Annotated in this window: 22 protein-coding genes; 4 read left to right on the top strand and 18 right to left on the bottom strand. The window is 66.1% G+C overall.

Annotation, left to right across the window (positions count from 1 at the left end):
- Nucleotides 1–164 precede the first annotated feature (164 nt).
- Nucleotides 165–863 (bottom strand): hypothetical protein, encoded by a 699-nt coding sequence (locus tag AC0KUR_RS26960; RefSeq protein WP_473376622.1) that lies wholly within the window; start codon nucleotides 861–863, stop codon nucleotides 165–167.
- A gap of 370 nt (nucleotides 864–1,233) precedes the next feature.
- Between AC0KUR_RS26960 and AC0KUR_RS26955 the strand changes: the two genes are divergently transcribed.
- The 4 genes from AC0KUR_RS26955 to AC0KUR_RS26940 all read left to right on the top strand — a co-directional run bounded on the left by AC0KUR_RS26955 (nucleotide 1,234) and on the right by AC0KUR_RS26940 (nucleotide 3,657).
- The gene (locus AC0KUR_RS26955; RefSeq protein WP_257786220.1) at nucleotides 1,234–1,362 is read left to right on the top strand and encodes a hypothetical protein; all 129 of its coding nucleotides are present in this window, start codon (nucleotides 1,234–1,236) and stop codon (nucleotides 1,360–1,362) included.
- 29 nt (nucleotides 1,363–1,391) lie between these two features.
- Entirely contained in the window at nucleotides 1,392–1,562 is a 171-nt protein-coding gene (locus AC0KUR_RS26950; RefSeq protein ID WP_080287969.1) for a helix-turn-helix domain-containing protein, read from the top strand.
- Nucleotides 1,563–1,883: 321 nt separating this feature from the next.
- Complete coding sequence (gene soxC / locus AC0KUR_RS26945; protein WP_473376621.1) at nucleotides 1,884–3,140, top strand: sulfite dehydrogenase; 1,257 nt, start codon at nucleotides 1,884–1,886, stop codon at nucleotides 3,138–3,140.
- Nucleotides 3,133–3,657: a c-type cytochrome gene (locus AC0KUR_RS26940; protein WP_034190946.1), complete on the top strand. Its 525-nt coding sequence runs from the start codon at nucleotides 3,133–3,135 to the stop codon at nucleotides 3,655–3,657. The genes soxC and AC0KUR_RS26940 overlap by 8 nt, the downstream gene beginning before the upstream one ends.
- Nucleotides 3,658–3,931: 274 nt before the next feature.
- On the opposite strand, the gene AC0KUR_RS26935 is transcribed toward AC0KUR_RS26940, so the two are convergent.
- The 17 genes from AC0KUR_RS26935 to AC0KUR_RS26855 all read right to left on the bottom strand — a co-directional run bounded on the left by AC0KUR_RS26935 (nucleotide 3,932) and on the right by AC0KUR_RS26855 (nucleotide 23,779).
- A complete protein-coding gene (locus AC0KUR_RS26935; RefSeq protein WP_049036684.1) occupies nucleotides 3,932–4,819 on the bottom strand; it encodes an ABC transporter permease in 888 nt (295 codons plus the stop codon).
- Nucleotides 4,816–5,805, bottom strand: coding sequence for an ABC transporter ATP-binding protein (locus AC0KUR_RS26930; RefSeq protein WP_200086203.1), 990 nt, complete (start codon nucleotides 5,803–5,805; stop codon nucleotides 4,816–4,818). The genes AC0KUR_RS26935 and AC0KUR_RS26930 overlap by 4 nt, the downstream gene beginning before the upstream one ends.
- Before the next feature lie 67 nt (nucleotides 5,806–5,872).
- Nucleotides 5,873–6,904, bottom strand: a complete 1,032-nt coding sequence (locus tag AC0KUR_RS26925; protein WP_473376620.1) for an ABC transporter substrate-binding protein — start codon at nucleotides 6,902–6,904, stop codon at nucleotides 5,873–5,875.
- Between the two features lie 48 nt (nucleotides 6,905–6,952).
- Nucleotides 6,953–7,879 carry a TauD/TfdA dioxygenase family protein gene (locus tag AC0KUR_RS26920; protein ID WP_027785913.1) on the bottom strand — a complete coding sequence of 309 codons (927 nt, stop codon included), beginning with the start codon at nucleotides 7,877–7,879 and terminating at the stop codon, nucleotides 6,953–6,955.
- Between the two features lie 363 nt (nucleotides 7,880–8,242).
- Nucleotides 8,243–9,586 carry an LLM class flavin-dependent oxidoreductase gene (locus AC0KUR_RS26915; RefSeq protein ID WP_473376619.1) on the bottom strand — a complete coding sequence of 448 codons (1,344 nt, stop codon included), beginning with the start codon at nucleotides 9,584–9,586 and terminating at the stop codon, nucleotides 8,243–8,245.
- Nucleotides 9,587–9,746: 160 nt separating this feature from the next.
- Nucleotides 9,747–10,178 carry an ExbD/TolR family protein gene (locus tag AC0KUR_RS26910; RefSeq protein ID WP_034190941.1) on the bottom strand — a complete coding sequence of 144 codons (432 nt, stop codon included), beginning with the start codon at nucleotides 10,176–10,178 and terminating at the stop codon, nucleotides 9,747–9,749.
- Between the two features lie 12 nt (nucleotides 10,179–10,190).
- Nucleotides 10,191–10,613, bottom strand: a complete 423-nt coding sequence (locus AC0KUR_RS26905) for an ExbD/TolR family protein (protein ID WP_034190940.1) — start codon at nucleotides 10,611–10,613, stop codon at nucleotides 10,191–10,193.
- Between the two features lie 12 nt (nucleotides 10,614–10,625).
- On the bottom strand, nucleotides 10,626–11,564 hold the full coding sequence (locus tag AC0KUR_RS26900) for a MotA/TolQ/ExbB proton channel family protein (RefSeq protein WP_034190939.1): 939 nt from the start codon (nucleotides 11,562–11,564) through the stop codon (nucleotides 10,626–10,628).
- A 69-nt stretch (nucleotides 11,565–11,633) separates the two neighbouring features.
- On the bottom strand, nucleotides 11,634–12,329 hold the full coding sequence (locus AC0KUR_RS26895) for an energy transducer TonB (protein ID WP_034190938.1): 696 nt from the start codon (nucleotides 12,327–12,329) through the stop codon (nucleotides 11,634–11,636).
- Between the two features lie 108 nt (nucleotides 12,330–12,437).
- Entirely contained in the window at nucleotides 12,438–13,487 is a 1,050-nt protein-coding gene (locus AC0KUR_RS26890; protein ID WP_473376618.1) for an LLM class flavin-dependent oxidoreductase, read from the bottom strand.
- Between the two features lie 78 nt (nucleotides 13,488–13,565).
- Nucleotides 13,566–15,377 (bottom strand): amino acid ABC transporter permease/ATP-binding protein, encoded by a 1,812-nt coding sequence (locus AC0KUR_RS26885; protein ID WP_124670552.1) that lies wholly within the window; start codon nucleotides 15,375–15,377, stop codon nucleotides 13,566–13,568.
- Nucleotides 15,377–16,699, bottom strand: coding sequence for an LLM class flavin-dependent oxidoreductase (locus tag AC0KUR_RS26880; protein WP_124609293.1), 1,323 nt, complete (start codon nucleotides 16,697–16,699; stop codon nucleotides 15,377–15,379). Before AC0KUR_RS26880 ends, AC0KUR_RS26885 begins: the two co-directional genes overlap by 1 nt.
- A 43-nt stretch (nucleotides 16,700–16,742) precedes the next feature.
- Nucleotides 16,743–17,744, bottom strand: coding sequence for an LLM class flavin-dependent oxidoreductase (locus AC0KUR_RS26875; RefSeq protein ID WP_034190937.1), 1,002 nt, complete (start codon nucleotides 17,742–17,744; stop codon nucleotides 16,743–16,745).
- Between the two features lie 151 nt (nucleotides 17,745–17,895).
- Nucleotides 17,896–20,373: a TonB-dependent receptor plug domain-containing protein gene (locus AC0KUR_RS26870; protein WP_034190936.1), complete on the bottom strand. Its 2,478-nt coding sequence runs from the start codon at nucleotides 20,371–20,373 to the stop codon at nucleotides 17,896–17,898.
- Between the two features lie 117 nt (nucleotides 20,374–20,490).
- The gene (locus AC0KUR_RS26865; RefSeq protein WP_124609292.1) at nucleotides 20,491–21,459 is read right to left on the bottom strand and encodes an ABC transporter substrate-binding protein; all 969 of its coding nucleotides are present in this window, start codon (nucleotides 21,457–21,459) and stop codon (nucleotides 20,491–20,493) included.
- Nucleotides 21,460–21,462: 3 nt separating this feature from the next.
- Entirely contained in the window at nucleotides 21,463–22,020 is a 558-nt protein-coding gene (locus tag AC0KUR_RS26860) for a GNAT family N-acetyltransferase (RefSeq protein ID WP_185732904.1), read from the bottom strand.
- 220 nt (nucleotides 22,021–22,240) lie between these two features.
- Nucleotides 22,241–23,779, bottom strand: coding sequence for an MFS transporter (locus AC0KUR_RS26855; protein WP_034190933.1), 1,539 nt, complete (start codon nucleotides 23,777–23,779; stop codon nucleotides 22,241–22,243).
- Between the last annotated feature and the right edge of the window lies 1 nt (nucleotide 23,780).

Here is a 23,780-nt window from a genome sequence, read left to right as displayed (position 1 = left end):
GCCGATGTGCGCCGCGGATCAACGGATACGAAAGCGCACAGTATCGCCGAAGCTCGTGTCAATTCCTGTCAGTAGACTAGGTACGGCCGGAACCCTCTTGCGCGGGACGCGGCCGGCACACGTGGATCGCCTCTTTGGCGACGGCACCACGGGCGCGCCGCCGTTCACGGCTGCTCGCGCGAAACGCCTCCGGCGAACCGGTTTCGCCACTGCCCGCCGGCGAACGCAACGACGATCAGCGACAGGTAACCGGCGACGAGCAGATGCCGCCAGCTGTCGAGCGCGGCGCGATGGGCCACCAGCGCGGCGTCGGGGGCCGGCGCGGCGAGACTGCCCGGCACGACCGCGCGCGTCATCTGCACGAATCCGGCCGCCGACAGCACGGGCAGCAGGATGAGCATGCCCAGCAGCACGAACCGCGCGCGATGGAAAAACGCGCGCCGGCGCAAATGAAACCATAGCCCGAGGCTGCCGTGCACCCACCCGGGCGCGAGCAGCGCGATCTGCAAGCCCTGCGTGCCGCTCGTCAGCAACGCCACGACGACCCGCGCATAGTTCGGTTCGAAGCCGTAGAACGACGTCGCGACGCGTGTGCCGACGACGTGACGGATCAACAGCAGCGGCAGGCTGAGTCCGGCCCACAGACGCAGCCATTCGGCGGGCGGCAGCGCCCAGTGCCGGCGGCCGTAGATGGTGCGGATCGCCAGCGCGAAATGCAGGCCGGCTGCGCCGTACAGCAGAATCGTTCCGGGCAGGCTTTGCCAGACGCCGATCGCCAGATGCAGGCCGCGCTCGGCGACGTCGATCGACCAGATGCCGAGCGCGTGATTGATCATGTGAATGGAAATATAGATCCACAACATGATGCCGGACCCGAGCTGCAGCCTTCGCGCGGCACCGCGCACGCGGTCCCGGAACGCCGGCGACCGTGGCCCGTCGTTCGTCGTCGAGGCGGACCCGCGATCGCACGATGACTGGTCCGGAACGTCCCCGCGTAGCTGCTCCCCGTCGCTCATGGCTCCTCCCTGTCGATGCGTCCGGCACTTGATCCGCATACCGCGGCGCGGGCCGGTTTATTCCGGCAACTTGCGACATCCCGCGCGCGAAGCACCTCGCGCGGCGGCGGGAATAGACGCCGTGTGCGCAGGGTATACCGTGTGCGGGCACGACGGATCGCGCTCGCGACGTCCCGCCCCGCTTCCCCTCGCGGCGAGCGGGTCCGAGGAGACCATCATGTCCAACGTTCTGTCGCACTGGATCCTGATCGGCTGCGACGCATACGACGAGTATGTGTTCGTGCCGTGGCTCGGCAAATCGCTGTATCTGAGGACGGTCGCGCTGCGTCGCGTGTGCCTGCTGTGACAGGTTGGTCAGCGTAACTGGACAATGATATGGACCCGAATCTTCTGCCGCTGCTCCCTGCGGCCGCGAAAGAACGGAATTTCCGCGCGGCGGCAGACCGGATGGGCGTCACCCGCTCCGCGGTCGGCCAGGGCATCCGGCGCTTGCGGTTGACGCACGCCGCCCCACGTGAAAGTCCCCGCGATGGTCGTCACATATGAGGCTCGTCAGGTCGTCCCACACGAAGGCGATGATGTGCGACCGCCGAACCGGTCCCGGATCGACATACTCGTCTGCTGGCTGGCAATTCGGCGCTTCGTAGACGTAGACAAAAATAAGGTTGTCATCGTGCGTGGCATCGCGAAAACCGTGTCAACTCCCTGCGATGGTGTTGCAGCGTCCAGCCGCTGCGATCACGCGTTATACGCCCGCGAAATAGTCGCGATAAGCAAAGCGGGAATCGTTGTTTGCCGCGCCGCGCCCGGTTGCCGAGAATGTGCGTTTCCCCGCGCGCGGCTCCCGCGTGCAACCCGTGCCCGACCATGACCGATTCCCGCTTTCCTCCCCGCGCTTCGCGCCCCGGCCGGCGCGCCGCGCTGCGCCAGCTCGCCGGCGGCTGGGCGGCGGCGATGCTGCCTGCCGGCGGCGCGCTCGCGAGCCAGCCGCTCGAGGTGCCGCCATGGACGCGTGCGCCCGGTGCGCCACTGCTGTCGCCACCCTACGGCATGCCGGGGCAGCACGAGCACGACGTGATTCGCCGCAGCGCCCGCACGCCTGCGCTGCCCGGTTCCGGCTCGTCGATGACGCCGCTCGCCGACCTGTTCGGCGACATCACGCCGAACGGGCTCGTCTACGAGCGTCATCACGCGGGCGTGCCGGACATCGATGCGCAACGCCATCGGGTCGTCGTGCACGGCCTCGTGCGCGAGCCGCGCGTCTTCACGCTCGACGACCTGCTGCGTTTTCCGTCCGAATCGCGGATCCACTTCCTGGAATGCTCGGGTAACACGGGCAGCGAATGGAACGGCCCGAGCGGGCTGCCGGTCCAGTTCACGCACGGCTTGCTGTCGTGCTGCGAATGGACCGGCGTCCGGCTGTCGACGCTGCTCGACGAGACGGGCATCGATCCCGACGCACGCTGGCTGCTCGCCGAAGGCGCGGACGGCGCGGCGATGACGCGCAGCTTGCCGCTCGACCGGATCCTCGAGCGCGCGCTGGTCGTCTATGCGCAGAACGGCGAACGGCTGCGCCCCGAGAACGGCTACCCGGTGCGGCTGATCGTGCCGGGTTTCGAAGGCAACACGAACATCAAGTGGCTGCGACGGCTGAAGCTGGTGCGTGCGCCCGAGATGACGCGCGAGGAAACGTCGAAATACACGAATCTGCTGCCCGACGGCTGCGCGCGCCAGTTCGTGTTCGAGATGGACGCGAAATCGGTGATCACGCGGCCGTCGGCCGGCCATCGGCTCGCCGCGCACGGCTATTACCCGATCAGCGGCTACGCGTGGTCGGGCCGCGGCCGGATTCGCGCCGTCGACGTGTCGACCGACGGCGGTCGCACGTGGCAACCCGCACGGCTCGCCGGCGACGTACGCGATCGTGCGTTGACACGCTTCGAGGCCGACTGGGTATGGCGCGGCGAGCCGGCCGACCTGCAAAGCCGGGCAACCGACGAAACCGGCTACGTGCAGCCGACCCGCGACGCGCTCGTCGCCGCACGCGGCCTGAACTCGCAGTACCACTACAACGGCATCCAGAATTGGCGCGTGGGCACGGACGGCGAGGTGCGCAATGCGTAAGGTGCTCATTTGCCTGCTGGCGGGCTGCGCGATGACGTCGGGCGCGTTCGGCGCCGGCTTCGGCCTCGGACAGCCGGTCGATCGCGCGGCGCTCGCCGCGTGGGACATCGACGTCGCGCCGGACGGCACCGGCCTGCCACCCGGCGCGGGCACGGTCGCACGCGGCGGCCACGTGTTCGCCGACAAATGCGCGATGTGTCACGGCGCCGGCGGCGAAGGCGGTGTCGGCGATCCGCTCGTGGGCGGCATCGGATCGCTCGCGAGCGCGAAACCCAAAAAGACGGTCGGCAGCTACTGGCCCTACGCGACGACGCTGTTCGACTATATTCGCCGGGCAATGCCGTACAACGCACCGCAATCGCTGAGCGCGGACGACGTCTACGCGGTCACCGCGTACGTCCTCCACCTGAACGGCATCGTGCCCGGCGACGCCCGGCTCGACGCGCGCACGCTGCCGCGCGTGAAGATGCCGAACCGCGACGGCTTCGTGCCCGACCCCAGGCCGGGCAAGCTATGACCCGTCTCGCTCCGCTTGCCGCCGCATCGGGCAGTGCACCCGCGCGCGTCGCGCCATGCGTCGCGCGGATCGAGCGCATCACGGGCAGTCATTCGGCAGATCCTTGTTCGCGTAGATCGGAGAGCATCGCGGCAGCGCACGACGCGGCATCCGTTATGCGGCGTACGTGACACGCCGCCCGCAAGTACAGGGACCCACCCGCCGCGCGCGAAAAGCCGACTTCAGCTTACGTTCCGCATGCGCCGGGATTGATCGCGTCCGGACGCGTCAATACTCAGTGCTGAATGCCCCAGCGCCGCACGGTCGCGCGTTCGAGCGTATCGAACACGAGGTTCTCGACCAGCAGCCCGATCACGATGACGGCCGCGAGGCCCGCGAACACGCGATCCGTATACAGCTCGTTGCGGTTCTGGAAGATGTACCAGCCGAGCCCGCCCTGGCCCGCGCTCGCGCCGAACACGAGCTCGGCCGCGATCAGCGTGCGCCACGCGAATGCCCAGCCGACGCGCAACCCCGACAGGATCGACGGCAGCGCGGCAGGCACGAGAATCAGCGCGATCTGGCGCAGGCCCGTGAGCCCGTAGTTGCGCCCGGCCATTTTCAGCGTGACCGGTACGCCGGCGAAGCCGGTATACATGCTCAGCGCGAGCGGCCACAGCACCGCGTGCACGAGCACGAACAGCAGGCTGCCGGTGCCGAGCCCGAACCACAGCAGCGCGATCGGCAACAACGCAATGGACGGCAGCGGATTGAACATCGACGTGAGCATCGTCAGCAGATCGCGGCCGATGCGCGTGGACACGGCAAGCGACGTGAGCGCGAACGCCAGCAGCACGCCCAGCGCATAGCCGCGCAGCAGCACCGACATCGAGATGCCGGTCTTGACCAGCAGTTCGCCCGACTCGATGCCTTGCACGAATGCGGCCAGCGTCGCACCGAAGGTCGGGACGAGCAGATCGTTCGCGACGATGCGCGCGACGATCTCCCATGCGGCGATCAGCACGAGCGCGATGACGCCGCGGCGAAACCACGCGGCCCCGGCGATGCGGCGCAGCAGCGGTGCCGGCGCCGCGCGCTCGGCTTCGGGCGGCGTGACGAGCGTGCGGGTGTATTCGTCGCGCACGGGCGGCAGCGGCGGCAGGACCGGATCGATCGTACTCATGATGCGGCGTCCTCCGTCGTCGGTACATGGGGGGCGTCGGTGTCGAATAGCAGGCGATGGATCCGTGCGACGTTGTCGCGGAAGTCGCCGGTGTCGACGTTGTCGAGCGAATGCTCGTGACTGTTGAGTTCCGCGCGCACGCGGCCCGGGTGCGGCGACAGCAGCAGAATCCGGTTGCCGACCACGAGCGCCTCCTCGATCGAATGCGTGACGAACAACAGCGTGAAGCGGAATTCGTCCCACAGCCGCAGCAGTTCCTCCTGCATCTTGCGGCGCGTGAGCGCATCGAGCGCGGCGAACGGTTCGTCCATCAGCAGCACGCGCGGCTGCATCGCCAGCGCCCGCGCGATCGCGACGCGCTGTTTCATGCCGCCCGATAACGTATGCGGATAGGCGTCGGCAAACGCGCCCAGGCCGACCTTGTCGAGATAGTGCAGCGCGCGCTCGCGTGCTTCGGCGCGCGACAGCTTGGCGGCGACACGCAACGGAAACGCGACGTTCTCGACGACCGTCTTCCACGGCGGCAACTGGTCGAATTCCTGGAACACGACGACGCGGTCGGGCCCCGGCCCGCGCACGGGCCGGCCGTCGAGCGCGATCGAACCCGAGACCGGCTCGATGAAGCCGGCGATTGCCTTCAGCAGCGTCGACTTCCCGCATCCCGACGGGCCGAGCAGCACGAAGCGGTCGCTGCCGTACACGTCGAAGCTCACCTGATGCGTCGCGCGCACGATCCGCGCGCCGCTGCGGTATTCGAGGCTGACCTGGTCGATGGCCAGCAGGCGTTCGCTGTGCGCACCGGCCTGCGCGGCATTCCCTGCCGGCTGCCCGGCGGCGCCTGTATCGGGGGCGGCGGATGCGACCGGCGACGCGCCGCCGCGTGCCGCATACGGCGGCAACCAGGTTCGGGGAGAAGTGGCGTTCACGATCGAATCTCTTGCGGGAAAAACATCAACATACGGCCGGGCGTCGCGCGGACCAACCATCGATTGCGCATATCGAAACCGCGCCGACGCATAAGCGTCGATCGCGGCGTCGCAGCGTCGACTCCGCTCAACTACCGCCGGCGGTCGCGGGATCGTCGAAGAAGTAGTCGCGCCACGACTTCGGCTCGTTGCGGATCGCGCCGGTGCGATGCATGAACTGCGCGAGCGGCAGCGTGTTCTGCGGCGCGGTCTTGAACTGCACCTGCGGATTGCGCAGGATCTTCAGCAGCAGTGCGCGATCGATCTTCGAACCGTTCACGCGAATATAGGTGTCGGCCGCGCGCTCCGGATCGGCCGCGATCTGCCGTGCGGCGTCGGCCAGCGCGGCGACGAACGCACGATAGGTCTTCGGGTTGTCGTCGCGGAATTTCTCGGTCGCGTACAGCACCGTCGCGGAACTCGGGCCGCCGAGCACGTCGTACGAATTCAGCACGATGTGCGCGTTCGGGTTGCCGGCAAGTTCCTGCTCCTGGAACGGCGGATTGCCGAAGTGGCCGGTGATCACGTTGCTGTTCGCGAGAATCGCGGCCGTCGCGTCAGGATGCGGAATCGCCTGCGTGAGCGGGTCGAGCTTGTCGAACTGCTTGTCGCCCCACTGCTTCGCGGCCGCGTACTGCAGCACACGCGACTGCACCGACACGCCGACCGCCGGCACCGCGATGCGGTCCTTCGCGCTGAGGTCGGCGATCGTCTTCACGTTCGGGTTGCTGCTCACGAGGTAGTACGGAAAATTGCCGAGCGACGCGACGCCCTTCACGTTCTGCCGGCCGCGCGTGCGGTCCCACACGGTCAGGAGCGGGCCGACGCCCGCGCCCGCGATGTCCACCGCGCCGGACAGCAGCGCGTCGTTGACGGCCGCGCCGCCCGACAGCCGCACCCAGTCGACCTTGATGTCGAGGCCGGCCTTGCGCCCTTCCTTCTCGATCAGTTGCTGGTCGCGCGCGACGTTCAGCATCAGGTAGACGACGCCGAACTGCTCGGCGATGCGGATGCGGCCCTCCGCCTGCGCGGCTTGCGGGATCACCGCGCCCGCGAAGGCGAGCGCGGCGGTGAGCGTGACCACCAGCGCGCGACGCGCCGGCAAGAACGAAAACGACATCGGAACTCCGGTCGGGATGGGGCAGGAATGAATGACGCGGCGCGCGGCTCAGAAAGGCGCGTCGCCTTCGATCGTCGTGCGGTACAGCTTGCGACGCAGGTGGTCGGGCGTGCCGGCGGCCAGATGCATCAGCGAACGGTTGTCCCAGAACACCAGGTCGTGGTCGCGCCATGCGTGCCGATACAGGTGCTCGGCGCGGACGCTGTGCGCGAACAGTTCGTCGAGCAGCGCGCGGCTTTCGTCGTCGGGCAGCCCGACGATGCGCGTCGTGAAATGCTCGCTGACGAACAGCGCCTTGCGGCCCGTTTCCGGATGCGTGCGCACGACCGGATGAACGACCGCCGCGACCTGCGCGATCTGCTCGGGCGACAGGTTCGGCCGCCACGGGCTGCGCGCCTGCAGTTCCGCATAACGCGCGAGGTACGTATGCTCGGCGCGCCGCCCTTCGACCGCGCGGCGCAAGTGGGCCGGCAGCGTGTCCCATGCGAGGTGCATGTTCGCGAACAGCGTGTCGCCCCCTTCGGCGGGCAGCTCCTGCGCGTGCAGCAGCGAGCCGAGGCTCGGCTTTTCCTTGTACGACAGGTCGGAATGCCAGAAATGGCCGGCGTCGCCGAGCCCGACCGGTTTGCCGTTCTCGACGATGTTCGACACGATCAGCACTTCCGGGTGGCCGGCCAGCGCGAACTGGTGGAGCACGTGAATCTGCAACGGGCCGAAGCGGCGGCTGAACGCGATGTGCTCGTCCGGCGTGATGCGCTGATCGCGAAACACCAGCACGTGGTGATCGAGATGCGCGCGATGGATGCGCGCGAAATCGTCGGCGTCGAGCGGTTTCGACAGGTCGAGGCCAATGACCTCGGCGCCGAGCGGCGCGTCGAACGGCACGATGTCGAAATGCTGCGCCGCACCGTCCGGCCGCAAGGCGGGATGCCCGGCGGAAAGCGTTGCGGCATCGCGGATGGCGGTAGTCGTCACGGCACGGCCTCTGATTCGGTCAAAACGCGAATCTACGAGGCCTTGCCGGCACGCGTCAACGAAGCGATTCGGATACGTTTATCTGCTGCGGTGATAAAGATCGCTGCTCGCGCATACGGGGCCGATCGGGGGCGGGATCGCGCCACCGATGCCCATGACCCGGGATTCCGAGCGCGTTCGAGCGCGCCGGCCCGCGCCACGAGCGGGCCGAGGCCGCGCCGCGCCAGCCGACGGGCCATGAATGGCCGCAATCGTCCATTTCGCGCCAAATCCGGCGGTTTCGCCAAAAGGCTTCCGAAGCAGGGCACGAACAGGACGACTGCCCCGAAGAGGACGAAACCGGCGGCCGGATTCCGGGCGGGATTACGCCGCGACGTAGCGATTGCGCGGGTAACTCACGTCGAGATGGTCCCGCAAGGTCGCTCCTTGATACTCGGCACGGAACAGACGGCGCTCCTGCAGAATCGGCACCACCTGCTCCGCGAAATCGGTGAATGCCGTCGGCGTACCGCCACCGACGATGAAACCGTCCGCGGCGTCGGCTTCGAACCATTCCTGCAAGCCGTCCGCGATGTGCTCGGGCGTACCGATGAAACGCGGCCGCGGTGCAGCCGCTTCGAGCGCGACCTGGCGCAGCGTCAGTCCGCGCTCGCGCGCGTTGCGCTTGATCTCGTCGGTCCCGCTGCGGAAACTGTTGCTGCCGAGGTCGCCGAGCTCCGGAAATGGCGCGTCGAGCGGATATTGGCCGAAGTCGTGATGTTCGAAAAATCGCCCGAGATGGTCGAGTGCGCTCCCGACCGTGATCAGCTTCAGGCTCTCCTGGTACTGCTGCTCCGCGTCGTCGGCCGTCCGCCCCACGATTACGCCGATCCCCTGGAAAATCTTCAGCTCGTCGGGCTGACGCCCCTGTTCGATCACCTGCCGCTTGAGATCCACATAGAATTCGTGTGCCTGGGTCAGCGTATCGTGATGAGTGAAGACGGCATCCGCATGCGTGGCCGCGAGCTGCTTGCCGGCGTCGGACGCGCCGGCCTGGAACAGGATGGGCCGAGCCTGCGGCGTACGCCCGACGTTCAGCGGCCCCTCGACCGAGAAATACTTGCCCTTGTGATTGAGCGTATGGAGCTTGGCCGGATCGAAGAACACGCCGCTCGCGCGGTCGCGCACGAACGCGTCTTCCTCCCATGAATCCCAGAGCCCCTTCGTCACCTCGAGATATTCGTCGGCGATCCGGTAACGTTCGTCATGTTCGGGATGCTCGGTGCGCGAAAAATTCCGTGCGGAACCTTCAAGCGGCGACGTCACGACGTTCCAGCCTGCACGCCCCCGGCTCAGGTGATCCAGGCTCGCGAACTGCCGGGCAACCGTGAACGGCTCGCTGTACGACGTCGACAGCGTTCCCACCAGCCCGACCCGTTCGGTGACGGCCGACAGTGCCGACAGCAGCGTGAGCGGCTCGAAACGATTCAGGAAGTGCGGGATCGATTTCGCGTTGATATGCAGGCCGTCCGCCACGAACACGAAATCGAATTTCGCGGCCTCGGCCTCGCGGGCGACGCGCCTCGCGAAATCCGGATTGATGCTCGCGTCGATCACCGCGTCCGGATGGCGCCACCCGGCGTAGTGTCCGCCCGGACCGTGGATCGTCGCGCCAAGATGAATCTGCCTGGCACGTCCGTTCTGACGCACTGCCTGCGTTTCGCTCATGATGGGTATTCGTTGGTTGTACAGAAATTGGATGTCAAGGCGCTTCCTCTCCTCCCTCGGTTTCATCGGTGCCGAGATTGCGGAAAGAGCGACTGCCCGACGTGCGGCGATCAATCGCCGAGCCCTGAAGCCCGCTCGATCGCCGACGCCATCGAATGACTCATTGCGTGAACTGCTCGCTGCCGATCAACCCGATCTTCGTCGCCCCTTCGCGCTGGGCGGAGGCCAGCACTTCGGCCACCGCCTTGTAGGGTGCGGACTTGTCCGGACGCAACCGGATCTCGTCCTGGTCGGCCTCGGCCGCCACCGCGCGAAACTTCGCGTCCAGCGCGGCCACACCGCCCACTGCCGAGCCGTTCCAGTTGACCGTGCCGTCGGCGCCGATGTCGATCTGTACGACCTGGGGAGGATGCGGCGGCACGGGCGGATTCCCCACCGGCAGGTTCATCTTCACCGAATGCATCTGGATCGGGATCGTGATGATCAACATGATCAGCAGCACCAGCATGACGTCGATCAACGGCGTGGTGTTGATGTCGACCATCACTTCGGGGTCGTCCCGGCCTGCGCCTGCGCCTACGTTCATACCCATCGTTCGAACTCCTTAGCTGCCGCGTGCGGGCGGTTGCGTGATGAAGGCGACCTTGCCGATCCCGGCCCGTTCGCACGCGGTCACGACCTTGCCGATGTACTGATACGGCGTGGCCTGGTCGCCGCGCACGTGCACATCCGGTTGCGGCGCCTGCGCCGACACGTCTTTCAGCCGCGCCACCAGCGTCGGCAAATCCACATGCTCCGTGCCCCAGAAGATGTCGCCCTGCCGGTTCACCGCGATCTCGATGCTCTTCGGCTGCGTCTGCAGCGGCTGGACGCGCTCCGCCGGCAGCTGCACCTGGACCGTATGGGTCACCACCGGGATCGTGATCAGGAAGATGATCAGCAACACCAGCATCACGTCCACGAGCGGCGTCGTGTTGATCGCCGAGATGACCTCGTCGTTGTCGTCACTGCCGACACTGATTGCCATGACGCGCCCCGCTTACGACTGAGCCGCCAGCGCCTGCGGCGCCCGTGCCGCCGGTGTCGCGATGCCGCCCGCCGCGCGCCTGCCGCCCGCGAGCAATACGGTGTGCAACTGCGCGCCGAAATCGCGCACGCGTTCCATCACGGACTTGTTGCGGCGCACGAGGAAGTTGTAGCCGAGCACCGCGGGCACGGCGACCGCGAGGCCGATCGCGGTCATGATCAGCGCCTCGCCCACCGGCCCCGCGACCTTGTCGATCGATGCCTGGCCCGCGATGCCGATGGCGGTCAGCGCGTGATAGATGCCCCACACGGTGCCGAACAGGCCGACGAACGGCGCGGTGGAACCCACCGTGCCCAGAAAGGCCAGGCCGTCCTGCAGCCGGTTCGATACGCTCGTGATCGAACGCTCGATGTTCAGGTCGATCCAGGTATTGCGGTCGACCGAATCGAGCAATGCGGTGTCGTGGTGTTCGCCCGCCTCGATCGCATTCTCGGCGATGAAGCGAAACGGCGACGCATCGTCGAGCTGGGCGGCACCCTCGGCCAGCGTCGGCGCATTCCAGACCTGCTGGTCGGCCGATTTCGCCCGGCTGTTCGCCCGTGCCTGCTCGACGAACTTGGTGATCATGATGTACCAGCTGCCGAGCGACATGACCACGAGCAGCCCGAGCACGAAGCGGGCGACAAAGTCGCCGTTCGCCCACAGCGCGCCCAGCCCGTACGGATTTTCGACGGTTGCCGACGTCGCGGGCTCGGGCGGCGGCACCGCACGATCGGCCGCGCTTGCGGCAGCCGGTGCCGCCGAGGTCGGTGCCGCGCCGGGAGCGGCCTGGCTCGGCGCGGATGCCGCCGTTTGCTGTGCAAGCACGGCTTGCGGTGCGATCAGCGTGCCGCCGATGCCGGCCGAGATCATCAGACTTGCCGCGACTGCGGCGCGAAAGCGCTTGTTCATAAGGACTCCGTATGCGTCATGTGTCGATTCGAAAAACCGGCCCGGCCGAACGGCTTGCCGTGGCCCGCGTCAATTCAGGTTGAAGGAAAACGGTACGCGCACGCGCACGGATTCTCCCTGCGCAATGCAGTGAAACCGCTTGACCGCGTTGAGCGCCGCACGATTGAGCACCGGGTCGGCCGGCTGCGCGACCCGGAGGTTCGTGACGCGGCCGTCCGGGTCCACCGTGAATTCGACCGTGACATCGCCCGTGATGTTGTTGTCCTGCGCCTCCGTCGGGTAGACGATCGACGACCGGACTTCGTCCGAATTCGGGCAGACCACGCCGATCTCGTGGTTCACCGGCTTCGCGACCGGCACCGGCGCCGGCGCCGGCGGCGCCTCGTGCACGGGGGCGCTTGGCGCCGGCACGTCCTGGTGCGTGATGGTCGGCGGCGGCGGTGCCTGCACGCGCACCTCCGGCGGCGGCACGAACGGCGGCGGCGGCGGTGCCACGCGCGGCTTCGACACGACCTTCTCGACCGGCTTCGGCGGAGGGGGCGGCGGGGGCGGTTTCACCGGTACGATGATCCGGGTTTCGATCGGTTGCTGGACGATCTGGACGACCCGGGTCGCGAGGCCGTTCACGAGCGCCCAGACCAGGACGAGATGCAGGACGATGGCGATCGCGATGCCGCCGAAGCGGCGTACCGGATGAGTCTGCTTGTTGCCGAAGCGGCGCGGGCGGCCGATTGCCGCGAGCCGGGATTGAGAGACGGTTGTCATGTTCGGTCCAGTTGCAACGAAGTCGAAGGGGCGGCGTGCCCGGCGGCGTCCGGTTCATCGCCGACTTCGGTCACGTGCGCCATCCGATGGAATGTCATGTCGATCGCGTCAGGCCGCGGCGGATGCTCGCCGTCCAACCGGCTGCCACCCGAGCGCCGGGGCGACATGCGTGATGAAGTCCTCGAGAATCTGCCGGTAGTTCTCGAACGGCAGGTCGTAAGGCAATTCGAGCCGCAGCTCTCGCACCTGTCCGACCACCGGGTCGGCCAGCAACCGCTCCACGATCTCGTCGGAGGGGCCAACGAGATCCGGCGCGAACAGCGTGCGCCGCTCGCCCTGCGGCGCGAGCGTGCGCGCATGGCGGGCATCGGCAAACGCTCGATAACGTTCGCGCTCGCGGGCATTCGCACCATCGGTCGGCACGATCACGCGCCCCAGCGCGATGCGGGGAGCGACGGCTTCGCTCCAGTGCGCGCGGTACAGCTCAAGCTGCCGGAGCTGGGCATCGGCGTAACTGTCCGTCCCCTCGCCCGTGGTCAGATTGCCGATCAGCAGGTTGAAGCCGTTTCTGGCGGCCCACTCGATCGAACGCCTCGAGCCGCCACCGTACCAGAGCCGGCCCGTCAATCCGGGCACATACGGGCTCACGCGCGGCCGCACACGGCCGGCGGCCGATTCCACGAACGTGTCGTCGTCGCCGAGCCAGTCGCCGGCAAGATTGCGACGCAGGCGCGCCACGCGCGCATGCGAGAAGTCGACCAGATTCGGGTCGGTATCGAACAACCGCTCGCCCAGCAGCGCGCCATGATTCGGTGCGCCCGCACTGAGTCCGACGTTAAGCCGGCCGTGCGACAGCACGTCCACGGTCGCGAGATCCTCGGCCAGTCTGAACGGATTCTCGTAGCCCATCTGGATCACGGCCGCGCCGAGTCCGATCCGGGTCGTGCGCTGGCTCGCCGCCGCGAGAAACGTGGTGGCCGACGATACGGCTCGCTCCAGATGGCGCTGCCGAACCCACGCGCTGTCGTAACCGAGCACCTCACCGACGCGGAACAGTTCGAGCGTCCGCTCGAATCCCGCGCGCGCGTCCTCGTCGGGATAATTTCCCGGTGTCAGGAACGCAATATGATCAATGCGTACGTTGCTCACCATTTTCATCCTTCGTCATTTGCCGTGATTCCGGTGCATGTCGCCCACGCCACACGCCGGTCGAGACGCTCGCCGTGCACGGCACCACTACGACAGCACCTTCGACAGAAACTCGCGCGTACGCGGATGCGCAGGGGCCGCCAGCACCGCCGACGGCGGCCCCGACTCCACGACGCGCCCGCCGTCCATGAAAACGATCGTGTCCGCCACCTCTCGCGCGAATCCGATTTCGTGCGTCACGATGATCAGCGTGGTCCCGGAACGGGCAAGCTGGCGGATCACGTCGAGCACTTCGTTCACGAGTTCCGGATCGAGCGCGGAAGTCGGCTCGTCGAACAGCAACACCTTGGGCTTCAGCGCAAGCGCGCGCGCGATGGCGACGCGCTGCTGCTGCCCGCCGGACAACTGACGCGGCCATGCATCGGCCTTGCCGGCCAGGCCCACCCGGGCAAGCAGCGTGCGTGCTTCCGCTTCTGCCTGCGCACGCGACAGGCCGGCCGCGACCGGCGCCTCGACGATGTTCTCGAGCACGGTCAAATGCGGGAACAGGTTGAAGTTCTGGAACACCATGCCGACTTCGGCGCGGCGGCGCAGGATGTCCTTTTCCTTGAGCTCGTAAAGCGTGCGCCCGTCGCGGCGATAGCCGACCAGTTCACCGTCGATGTCGACGAATCCCTCTTCCACGCGCTCCAGATGGTTGATGGTGCGCAACAGCGTCGACTTGCCCGATCCCGACTGCCCGAGCACGACCGTCACGCTCCCCGACGGGATCGCCAGCGACACGTTGTCGAGCACCTTCAGCGGCCCGAAGCTCTTCGATACGCGATGAATGCCGACGGCCGCACCGACACGCTGTTTCGCCCACCCGGCCGCCTCGGCGCCCGGCGCGGCAGCGGCGTCCGGCCGCGCGGCAGCCGCCGCACCCCATGACAGCAGCGCGTCGACCGCGAGACGGCCTCTGCGCAACACCCGGGAGAGGCCCGATGCGGCGACTGGGTCGCGCGTCGCACCGCGCGCGTAGTGGCGCTCGATATGCACCTGGATCGCCGACAGCGCGGTCAGGATGACCAGATACCAGACGGTCGCCACCATCAGCATCGGGATCACTTCGAGGTTGCGGTGGTAAATGATCTGCACCGTGTAGAACAGATCCGGCATGGCGAGGATATAGACGACCGCCGTCCCCTTTGCCAGGCCGATCACGTCATTGAACGCGGCGGGCAGGATCGCGCGCATCGCCTGAGGCAGCACGATGCGCCAGGTCTGCCGCGCGCGCGGCAGGCCGAGCGCGGCCGCGGCCTCGCGTTGCCCGTGTTCGACCGACAGGACGCCACCGCGGATCGCTTCTGCCGCAAACGCGGCCTGGGTCAGCGTGAGCCCGAGAATGGCCGCCATGAACGGCGTGATCAGGTCCGTGGTCGGGCCGTGCAGGAACACGATGTCCGTGAACGGGATACCCAGCCTGACCGTGTCGTACAGATAGCCGAGATTGTTCAGCAACAGCAGCAGGACGATGGTCGGGATCGAGCGGAACAGCCAGATGTACGCCCATGAGCAAGAGGACAGCAGCGGCGAACGCGAGAGCCGCGCGAGCGCGAGCGGAATGGCCAGCGCGAAGCCGAGCACGGCACCGAGCGCCGTCAACAGCAACGTTTGCCCAAGGCCCGCGAGCACCGCCTCCGAGAAAAACCAGTGAGCAAAGACGTTCCAGCCCCAGCGCGGATTGCCGAGCACCGAATAGAGCACGGCGGCGATCAGCACGATCGCCGCGACGGTGCCGGCCGTTCTCGCCGGATAGCGTGCGGGCACGACCCGGTAATCCGCGTAGTCGGGCACCGGCGCCGTCGCGGCATCCGGTGCGAACGGCGCGTGGCCGACAATCCGGGAAATATCGTTCATCACGCAGTCTCGGCGGTGGCGTAGCGGCTCGCGCGACGCGGCAGGCCAAGGTGTTCGCGAAGCGTGACGCCCGGTAACGCGCGGTGGTAGCGGCCCCGTGCCTCAAGGGCGGGGATCACATACCGGATGAAATCCTCGAGCCCTTCGGTCTGCACCTGGAAGCCAAGGATGAAGCCGTCAGCCGCGCCTGCATCGAACCAGCGGATCAGCTCGTCCGCGACTTCCTCGCCGGTGCCGATGAACCCGGGCTTCGGCGTCGCCACTTCAAGCGCCACCTCCCTGAGCGTCGAGCCGTTTTTCCTGGCCTCTTCCTTGATGCGATCGGTCGTGGAACGGAAACTGTTCCTGCCGAGCTCGCCCAGCTCCGGAAACGGCGCGTCGAGCGGATATTGCGAAAAATCATGATGCTCGAAGAAGCGGCCGAGATACGCCAACGCTTCGTCGATCGTGAGCAGATCGCGAATCGCACGGTACTTCGCGTCGGCTTCTTCGCGCGTCGCGCCGACGATCGGCCCGATACCGGGAAATATCTTCACGTCGGTTCGCGACCGACCGTGCGCCACTGCGCTGTCGCGCACGCGTTCGGCGAATTCGCGCGTCTCGTCGAGCGACGGCGCGTGGGTAAACACGGCATCGGCATACTTGCCGGCCAGTGCGATGCCCGCATCCGACGAACCCGCCTGAAAAATCACCGGTTGTCCCTGCGGCGAGCGCTGGATGTTAAGCGGCCCGGCCACGTTGAAAAAGCGGCCCTGGTGGTTCAGCGTGTGCAGCTTGTCGCGGTCGAAGAAGCGGCCGCTCGCGCGGTCGCGCACGAACGCATCGTCGTCCCAGCTGTCCCACAGGCCTTGCACCGTCTCCAGATATTCGTCGGCGATCTCGTAACGCAGCGCGTGATCCGGATGTTCGCCGCCGTAGTTCTTCGCGGACCCTTCGAGCGGCGACGTCACGACGTTCCACCCGGCTCGCCCGCCGCTGATCAGGTCGAGCGATGCGAACTGACGCGCCACCGTGAACGGATGGCTGTACGACGTGGACAGTGTGCCGGCCAGCCCGATCCTGGAGGTCGCCGTCGCAAGCGCGGACAGGATCGAGATCGGCTCGAAGCGGTTCAGGAAATGCGGGATCGATTTCTCGTTGATGTAGAGGCCGTCCGCGACGAACACGAATGCCACGCCGTTGGCTTCGGCCTTCTGCGCGATGCCGGTGACGAAATCGATATTGACGCTCGCATCGGCGGGACCGGCCGGATGCTTCCACGAATTCATGTGGCCGCCGGCGCCGTGAAGCATCAGTCCGAATGTCAGGTTACGTTGGGTCATGTTCAAATCCGCATGCAAGAAAGGGGAAAGGCGCGAATCGCGGTCAAACGGCGATCGGTTGCTCGACGCGTGCCAGCGCTTCGACCGACGCAAGACGTTTCGCCGGGTCCGTCACCGGGTTGTCGATCACGAACTCGTCGACGCCGAAACGCTCATGCAGCGCATCCAGTTCCCGATGCACCTCTTGCGCCGTACCGGCCAGCACCTGCGGATGCAGCTCGTCGATCCGGTAGTCGGTCACGCCAATCTGGCGCGCGAAGTCGGCCGCCGCCTCCGCGCTCGGCAGGTTGACGCTCTGCCCGCTCCCGAAACGCAGCTTGAAGATCCTCAACGCGCCGACCTGCCGTTTCGCGTCCTCGGACGATTGCGCGGCCACCGCAAACAGCGCGAGCAGCGGCACCTGGCCCGTCGCACGGCGATAAACGTCGATCGACCGCTCGATATTGGCAATCTCGCCGTTGAAATGGCCTGCGTAGCAGAACTGCCAGCCATGCCGCGCGGCCAGTTCGGCACTTTCCGGGCTGCCGCCCAGCAGGATCCGCTGCGGCGGCTCCGCGGGTGCGGGCAGCGCGATCGCACCGGCGAGCGGATGATCCGGCGCGACGCCGTCGCCGAGAAATGCATCGAGCTCGGCGAGTTGTCCGGCGAAATCCGGTTTCTTCGACTTGTCGTGAAACCACTGCAATGCGCGCGTGGCGAGCGGCAGCCCGCCGGGCGCCTTGCCCACGCCGAGGTCGACACGGCCGGGGGCGATGGAAGCCAGCACGCGAAACGATTCGGCGACTTTGTAAGGGCTGTAATGCTGAAGCATCACACCGCCCGACCCGACACGAATCCGGGACGTATGCGCGAGCACATGCGACACGACGATTTCAGGCGCCGAACTCGCCAGCCCCGACGCGCCGTGGTGTTCCGCAATCCAGTAGCGCTTGTAGCCGAGCGCTTCGGCGCGCTTCGCGAGCGCGATCGTGAAACTCAGTGCGTCGTGTGCGCTCGCCCCTTCTGCAATCGGGCTTTTGTCGAGAATCGAAAGGGAATAAGACATGAAGCTCAACCTTGTAGAACGGCTGACCCGCCGGAACCAGGCGGCGTCCGGCAAGTGCCGATACAGCTGAACGTGCCGGACAGGTCATTCATTATGGATAACGGAGCATGTTTCCGTTACGGTCATTTCTGCTATGGATATGGTCGTTCGATCAGAACAGATAGCGTGCGCGCAGATAATAAAATCCGCCGTTGACGCCGATCGTGCTGCCGCCGCTGTACTGGATACCTTCCAGTTGCGTCTCGAAGGGCAGCTTGCTCGGGCGAACGTCGAACAGGTTTTGCGCACCCGCGGCGATCTGGAACTGCTTGGTCACGTCATAACGCACTTCCAGGTCGGTCACATACCGCGCGGCTTCCTCGTAGTGAACGAATTGCGAGGTCGAGAATGCGTTCGGGCCGACGAAGTACGTCCCCTCGCCCGAAGTCTTCCCGTAGCGCGTTTCATGCAACGTCACCGCCCACTTGTCGAGACGCCAGGTGCCGCCGACGATGATCTTGTTCTTCGGTGTCGTGGTGGACAGCGACGCGATCTGTTGTCCGTTCAGCGACGGCTTCCCGTTCGATCCGTTCGCCACGTGCGTGACCGACGTCGTATTCAAGTTCACGCCGAAATCCCAGTCCACCTGGCCGTAGCGGCCGAAACCGGTGTGATACGTACCCGCGAGGTCGATCCCGCGCGTGCGCGTGTTGGCGCCGTTGGTGAAGTAACTTGCGCTGACCGCCGACGCCGGCACCGAGCCCGGCACGCTCAGGCCCGCCCCTTCGAGCGCGGCGATGGCCGCGGCGCCCGACGCGGTACCGCCGAGCACGATCCGGTTGCGGATATTGATCTGGTACGCATCGATCGTCAGCTGCAGGTTGCGAACGGGGTTGAGCACCAGCCCGAAGTTGTAGCTGGTCGACTGCTCGGGTTTCAGCGCCTGCGCACCGATCAGGCGCGCGCCGGGCGATGTCGTTGCCAGGATCCCGCCCACGGACGCCGGCGACGTGGTCACGCTGGTGTAGGACTCCTGGGCCAGCGACGGCGCGCGGAAGCCGGAACTCACGCTGCCGCGAACCGCGATGGCCGGCGAGAACTGGTAGCGGGTCGAAATCTTGCCGTTGGTCGTGTCGCCGACGTCGTTGTAGTGCTCGTAACGGCCGGCCAGATTCACCTGCCATTTCGGTGTCAGGTAGGTCGACAGATCGACGTACGTGCCGATCACGTTGCGCGAGATATCGCTCGCGCTGACCGGCGCCAGGCCCGGCAACGCGGCCGAGCCGCCGTCGATCCACGACGCCTGTTCGCCATTGCGGATCGTATAGGTTTCGCGACGCTGTTCGACACCCACGGCGACATTCAGCGGTGCGGGCAGCAGCGGGACATTGAACGCCCGCGACAGGTCGAGGTTGTTCGTCAGCTGGGTGTTGCTGACGGTCGACAGATGAAAGGTGGACGGCGTATAGCCCGAGGCAGCGTACAAGCCCGTGTTGGCGGAATTGCGCATCCCGAACACGCTGTAGTCGCCGCCATAGGTCGTGCTCAGATCCCATGCCCAGCCGAACAGGTTCTTGCCCTTCACGCCGGCCGTCACCGAGTAATCGTTCTCGTTGATCGTTTCGACCGGCACGAACCCGTTCGGGTAGACCTGCGGCAGGACCGACGGCGGACGATAGTTCTGGTACGCCTCGCCATTGCGGTGCGCATAGGTGCCGAACCCGTAGAGCTCGACGTCGTCGCCGAGGTAGTAGCCGGCATTGAAGCCCACCGTTTCGCGCGAACTGGCCGGGTCGCCGAGGATCGGGTTGTAATAGCCCTGCCCCTGCGGAAACCGTCCGAAATAGTCGTCGGGCCCCGTGCGGATCGTATGGTTCTGCCGGTCGAATCCGGCGCTCAGATCGATGAATCCCTTGTCGGCGAGATTCAGGCCGATCGTGGCGGATTCGCTGGTCTTGAAGCCGTCGCCCGAGTACGTCTGTCCGTTGGTCGTCGCGAGCTCACCGCCGCGCACGTTGCGCTTCAGGATGATGTTGATCACGCCCGCGATCGCATCGGAACCGTACTGCGCGGATGCGCCGTCACGCAGCACTTCGATATGGTCGATCAGGCCCACCGGGATCGTATCGATATCCACGCCGGTCGAGCCTTGATTCAGGCCTGGATCCAGCGTGATGTTCGCGGTCGTATGGCGGCGCTTGCCATTCACCAGCACGAGCACGTGGTCGGGCGTCAGGCCATGCAGCGACAGCGTGTCGGTCAGCACGCCGGTATCGCCCGAGTACGAGGTCTTCGTGATCGACGGCGACAGTTTCACCAGCGCGTCGCGCAGGTTCGTCTGCCCCGTCGCACGCAACTGATCGCCGCCGATCACGTCGATCGGCGTCAGGCTCTTGCTTGCTCGTGTCTCGGTGCGCGAACCCGTGATCACGACGCGGTCCTGAACCTGTACCTTGCCGTCCGGCGTGGCCGAAGCCGACGATGCCGGTGCGGCAGCTCCACTGGACGGCGCCGCGACAACCGCCGCGCCGTCCACCGCTCCCGCTTCCTGCGCCCAGGCCGCGCCATGGAAAACACCCGCCGCCACCGCCACCGATATCACTGTCCTGCGCGTCTTCGGCGAAACCCCTTCGCCCCGTGTTTGCCGCATGATTTCTCCGCTCTTTGCCGATTGAAGGCACGCGATGCGATGCCTTTTAGTAGTAGTCCGTATGATTAATGAAATGTCGTTCCAGGCGACAGCTTGTTTCAGCCGCTCAAGACCCGATCAGAGATCGGGAAGTCCTGGGGGATTGGTCGAGGCCTTCGTGATCGACTCGCTGTCGAGATTCCAGCGGCTCAGTACCTGGCGATATTTACCGTTCTGAATCAGGTCGTTGATTGCATAGGTGACGGGCGCTGCAAGCCCGCCGTCCTTGCGGGTCGTGACAGCCACCTCGGCGGTGTGAGGCCATCCACCGCTTACCGTGCCGACCTGCCTGATCTTCACGCCCTGACTCACCTGGTAAGCCAACACCGCGTTGACACTGAAAATCGCGTCGGCACGTCCCGATGCCAGCGCCAGCGCGCGTACGGACGGGTCGTCGTAATACAGCACGTGAATCGGCTTCAATCCGCGTGCGACATTTTCCTTGTCCCATGCCAGCAGGATTTTTTCCTGATTGGTGCCGGAGTCGCCGATGATTCGCAATCCGGCGATATCCTTCGGCTCGCGGATCTGCTTGATCGCGCTGTTCTGCTCGACATAGAAACCCAGCACGTCGCGGCGATAGGTCGAGAAGTCGAACTTCTGCTTGCGCGCTTCGGTCACGGTCACGTTCGACAGCACCGCGTCGACCTTGCCCGACGCGACGGCAAGCGGCCAGTCCGCCCATGCGAGCGGCACGAGCTTGAGCTTCAGGCCGAGTTCGTCCGCCACCAGTTGCGCGAGATCCGGATCGGCCCCGACGATCGTTTTCGCATCCGTTGCATACACACTGATCGGCGGAACGCCCACCGAAATCCCGACGGTCAGCACACCCTTCTCGACGAAGCGGAAGTTCTCCGGAATCAGCTTGATGGCCGCCGGATCCGGCGTGACGCGCGGGCGATCATGCTGATCCGGACTCAGATTCAACGATGGCGCCGACTGTGCGATGCCAGCCACGCCGAGGGCCCAGAGGGCAAACGCACCGGACAATGCGAGACCGATTCCGCGACGACGATTCATTTTTCGATATCCCTTGGAAGTATTCATCCGTCATGCGCCGAACGGCCGACCCAACGGCCTGTCCGGCTTCAAATCCTGCAAGCGATCGGTACGACCCGGTTCGAGCAGATCCTTCGCAAAAGGCAGTCGCCAATGCACTTCCAGCGCGATCGCCGGATCGTACAGTGGTGTGTAGCCGATACCGGCATAAAGCGCCGATGCCTCCGGTTGACGAAATCCGGTCGTCAGATAAGCACGCCGGTATCCCTGCTGCAGCGCACGGGATTCGAGCTCGGCCACCACGCGACGTGCAACGCCCTGGCGACGCACGCCGGAATGCGCCCAGATGCGCTTGAGCTCGGCAGTCGTATCGTCGTAGCGCTGGAATGCGCCGCCGCCCACGACTTCGCCACCTCGGCGAATCAGCACGAAGGCTCCGTCGGGCGGCGCAAACAGGGCGGCCGGATACGTCAGGAGTTCATCGCGCACGACTGCCGCGGGCACGGCGCGAAAGTCCTGATAGCGCGTGGCATACTCGACCGACAACTCGGCGAACATGGGCAGCGCAAGCGGGTCAAGCGGGGATGTGTCGAATACTTCGTCTGTCACTGATACGCCAGATGCTTCAAGCCATCTGCCTCTGATTTTTCCGGATTGAATCGATTTGTTCGACACGGTTAATTTCCCGTGTCGCGTGGCCCAATAGTGCGCGTTAACCATTCGCGTGCAAACCAAGCATTTTTGAAATCGTTATGCACACAGATACACATAATCAGGATTACATATCGTAAAGATATAAATGCGTCGAAAATGCCATTCGCCCTGCCGCTCACGCCGCCGGATGCTGCTCTCGCCTGCTGGCCCAGTCCGCGCATGCCGCCGCGAACGCACCGGCGACCAGCAGCAATATCGGCATCAACACTTCGACGAACGCATCGCGGTATGCCGCCAAATCCGATGAAGACGATGCCTGCATCAGGAACACTCCCGTTCCCCACGACATGCCGATCGAACACGCCAGCCGCTGCGACAACTGCAGAAACCCCGCGGCCAGCCCACGCCCTTCATCCTGGCCGATTTCCGCGAGCGTCATCGCCTGATTCGGCGCATGAATCAGGCCGCCGGCGACGCCCTGCAGCAACACGATCGCGGGATACGTGAGCACGACCCAGCGAACCTCGAAGTATTCGGCCGCCCCACCTTGCGCGGCGACCGCAAGCGCATGACAGGCTATCGCGAACACCGTCCCGCCACGGCCGAAGCGCCGGACGAAACGCCAGCTCCACATCGCCGATGCAGTCGATGCAAGCGCCGCAGGAATCGACAGCGCGGCATACAGCAGCGGATCGAGATGCAAACCATCGAGAAAGAACAACGCACTGACCATCCCAAGTGTGACGCTCGCTGCAAACTGGCACATCGCGACGATCGTACCGAGGACATAGCCGCTGGAACCGAGCAGACCGCGCGACAGAATCGGCGTGCCGCCGCCACGCTGATACGCCGCCTCCCACGCGAGAAACAACGGCAGCCCGGCCAGCGCGACCGCGAGGCACACGCGCCGCGACGGCATGGCGGCACGCCCGATCAACGTGGCGAGCATGAGCGCGAGCGTGATCGCGGACAGAAGAATCAACCCGATCAGGTCGATCGAAAACCGCCGATCCGACAGCCGCTGGCGCGGCAAATACCGAAACGCCAGACAGAACACGGCCACTCCGAACGGCGCGTTGACGAGGAACAGCAGCCGCCAGCCGATGTCCGACGGAACCGATGCGAGCACGAGGCCGCCGAGAATCGGTCCGACGAGGCCCGACAATCCGCCGGCCATCGCGTATCGTCCGAGTGCCCTGGCTTGGGCCGCACCGGGGAACAAATCCTGGATCAAGCCGAATATCTGCGTATTGATCATTCCCGCGCCAAGGCCTTGCAGCACACGTGCCGCGATCACCGTGCGCGCATCGTCCGCCACCCCGCCGAGTGCGCTGAAACCGGTAAACATCGCGAGCCCGACCAGAAACAACCGGCGGCGCCCGATCGCGTCGCCGAGCCGGCCGGCGGGGACGAGCGCGATGCCGAACGCGATCGAATAGACCGACGTGATCAGCTGTATTTCGGCTGTGGACGCACGCAAGCCGCTTCTGAGCGCCGGCACCGCGAGCGTGAAGATCGCCTGATCGAGCAGCGTGGTGAAGCCCATCGCGACGCAAATGCCCAGCACGATGTCCGCGCGGACACGCGCATCGCGCGACGCACCGCTTGCATGGCGTCGGCGAGACGGCCAGCCGAACCGGCCGGACGGTCGCACCTGAGCTACGGTATCTGCCGGCTCGGCGTGCACGGACGCGTGCGGCTCGTCGCGTGTCATC

Source organism: Burkholderia sp. YHN3-13 (genome assembly GCF_055810675.1).
This window is presented reverse-complemented; position numbering and strand designations above follow the sequence as displayed.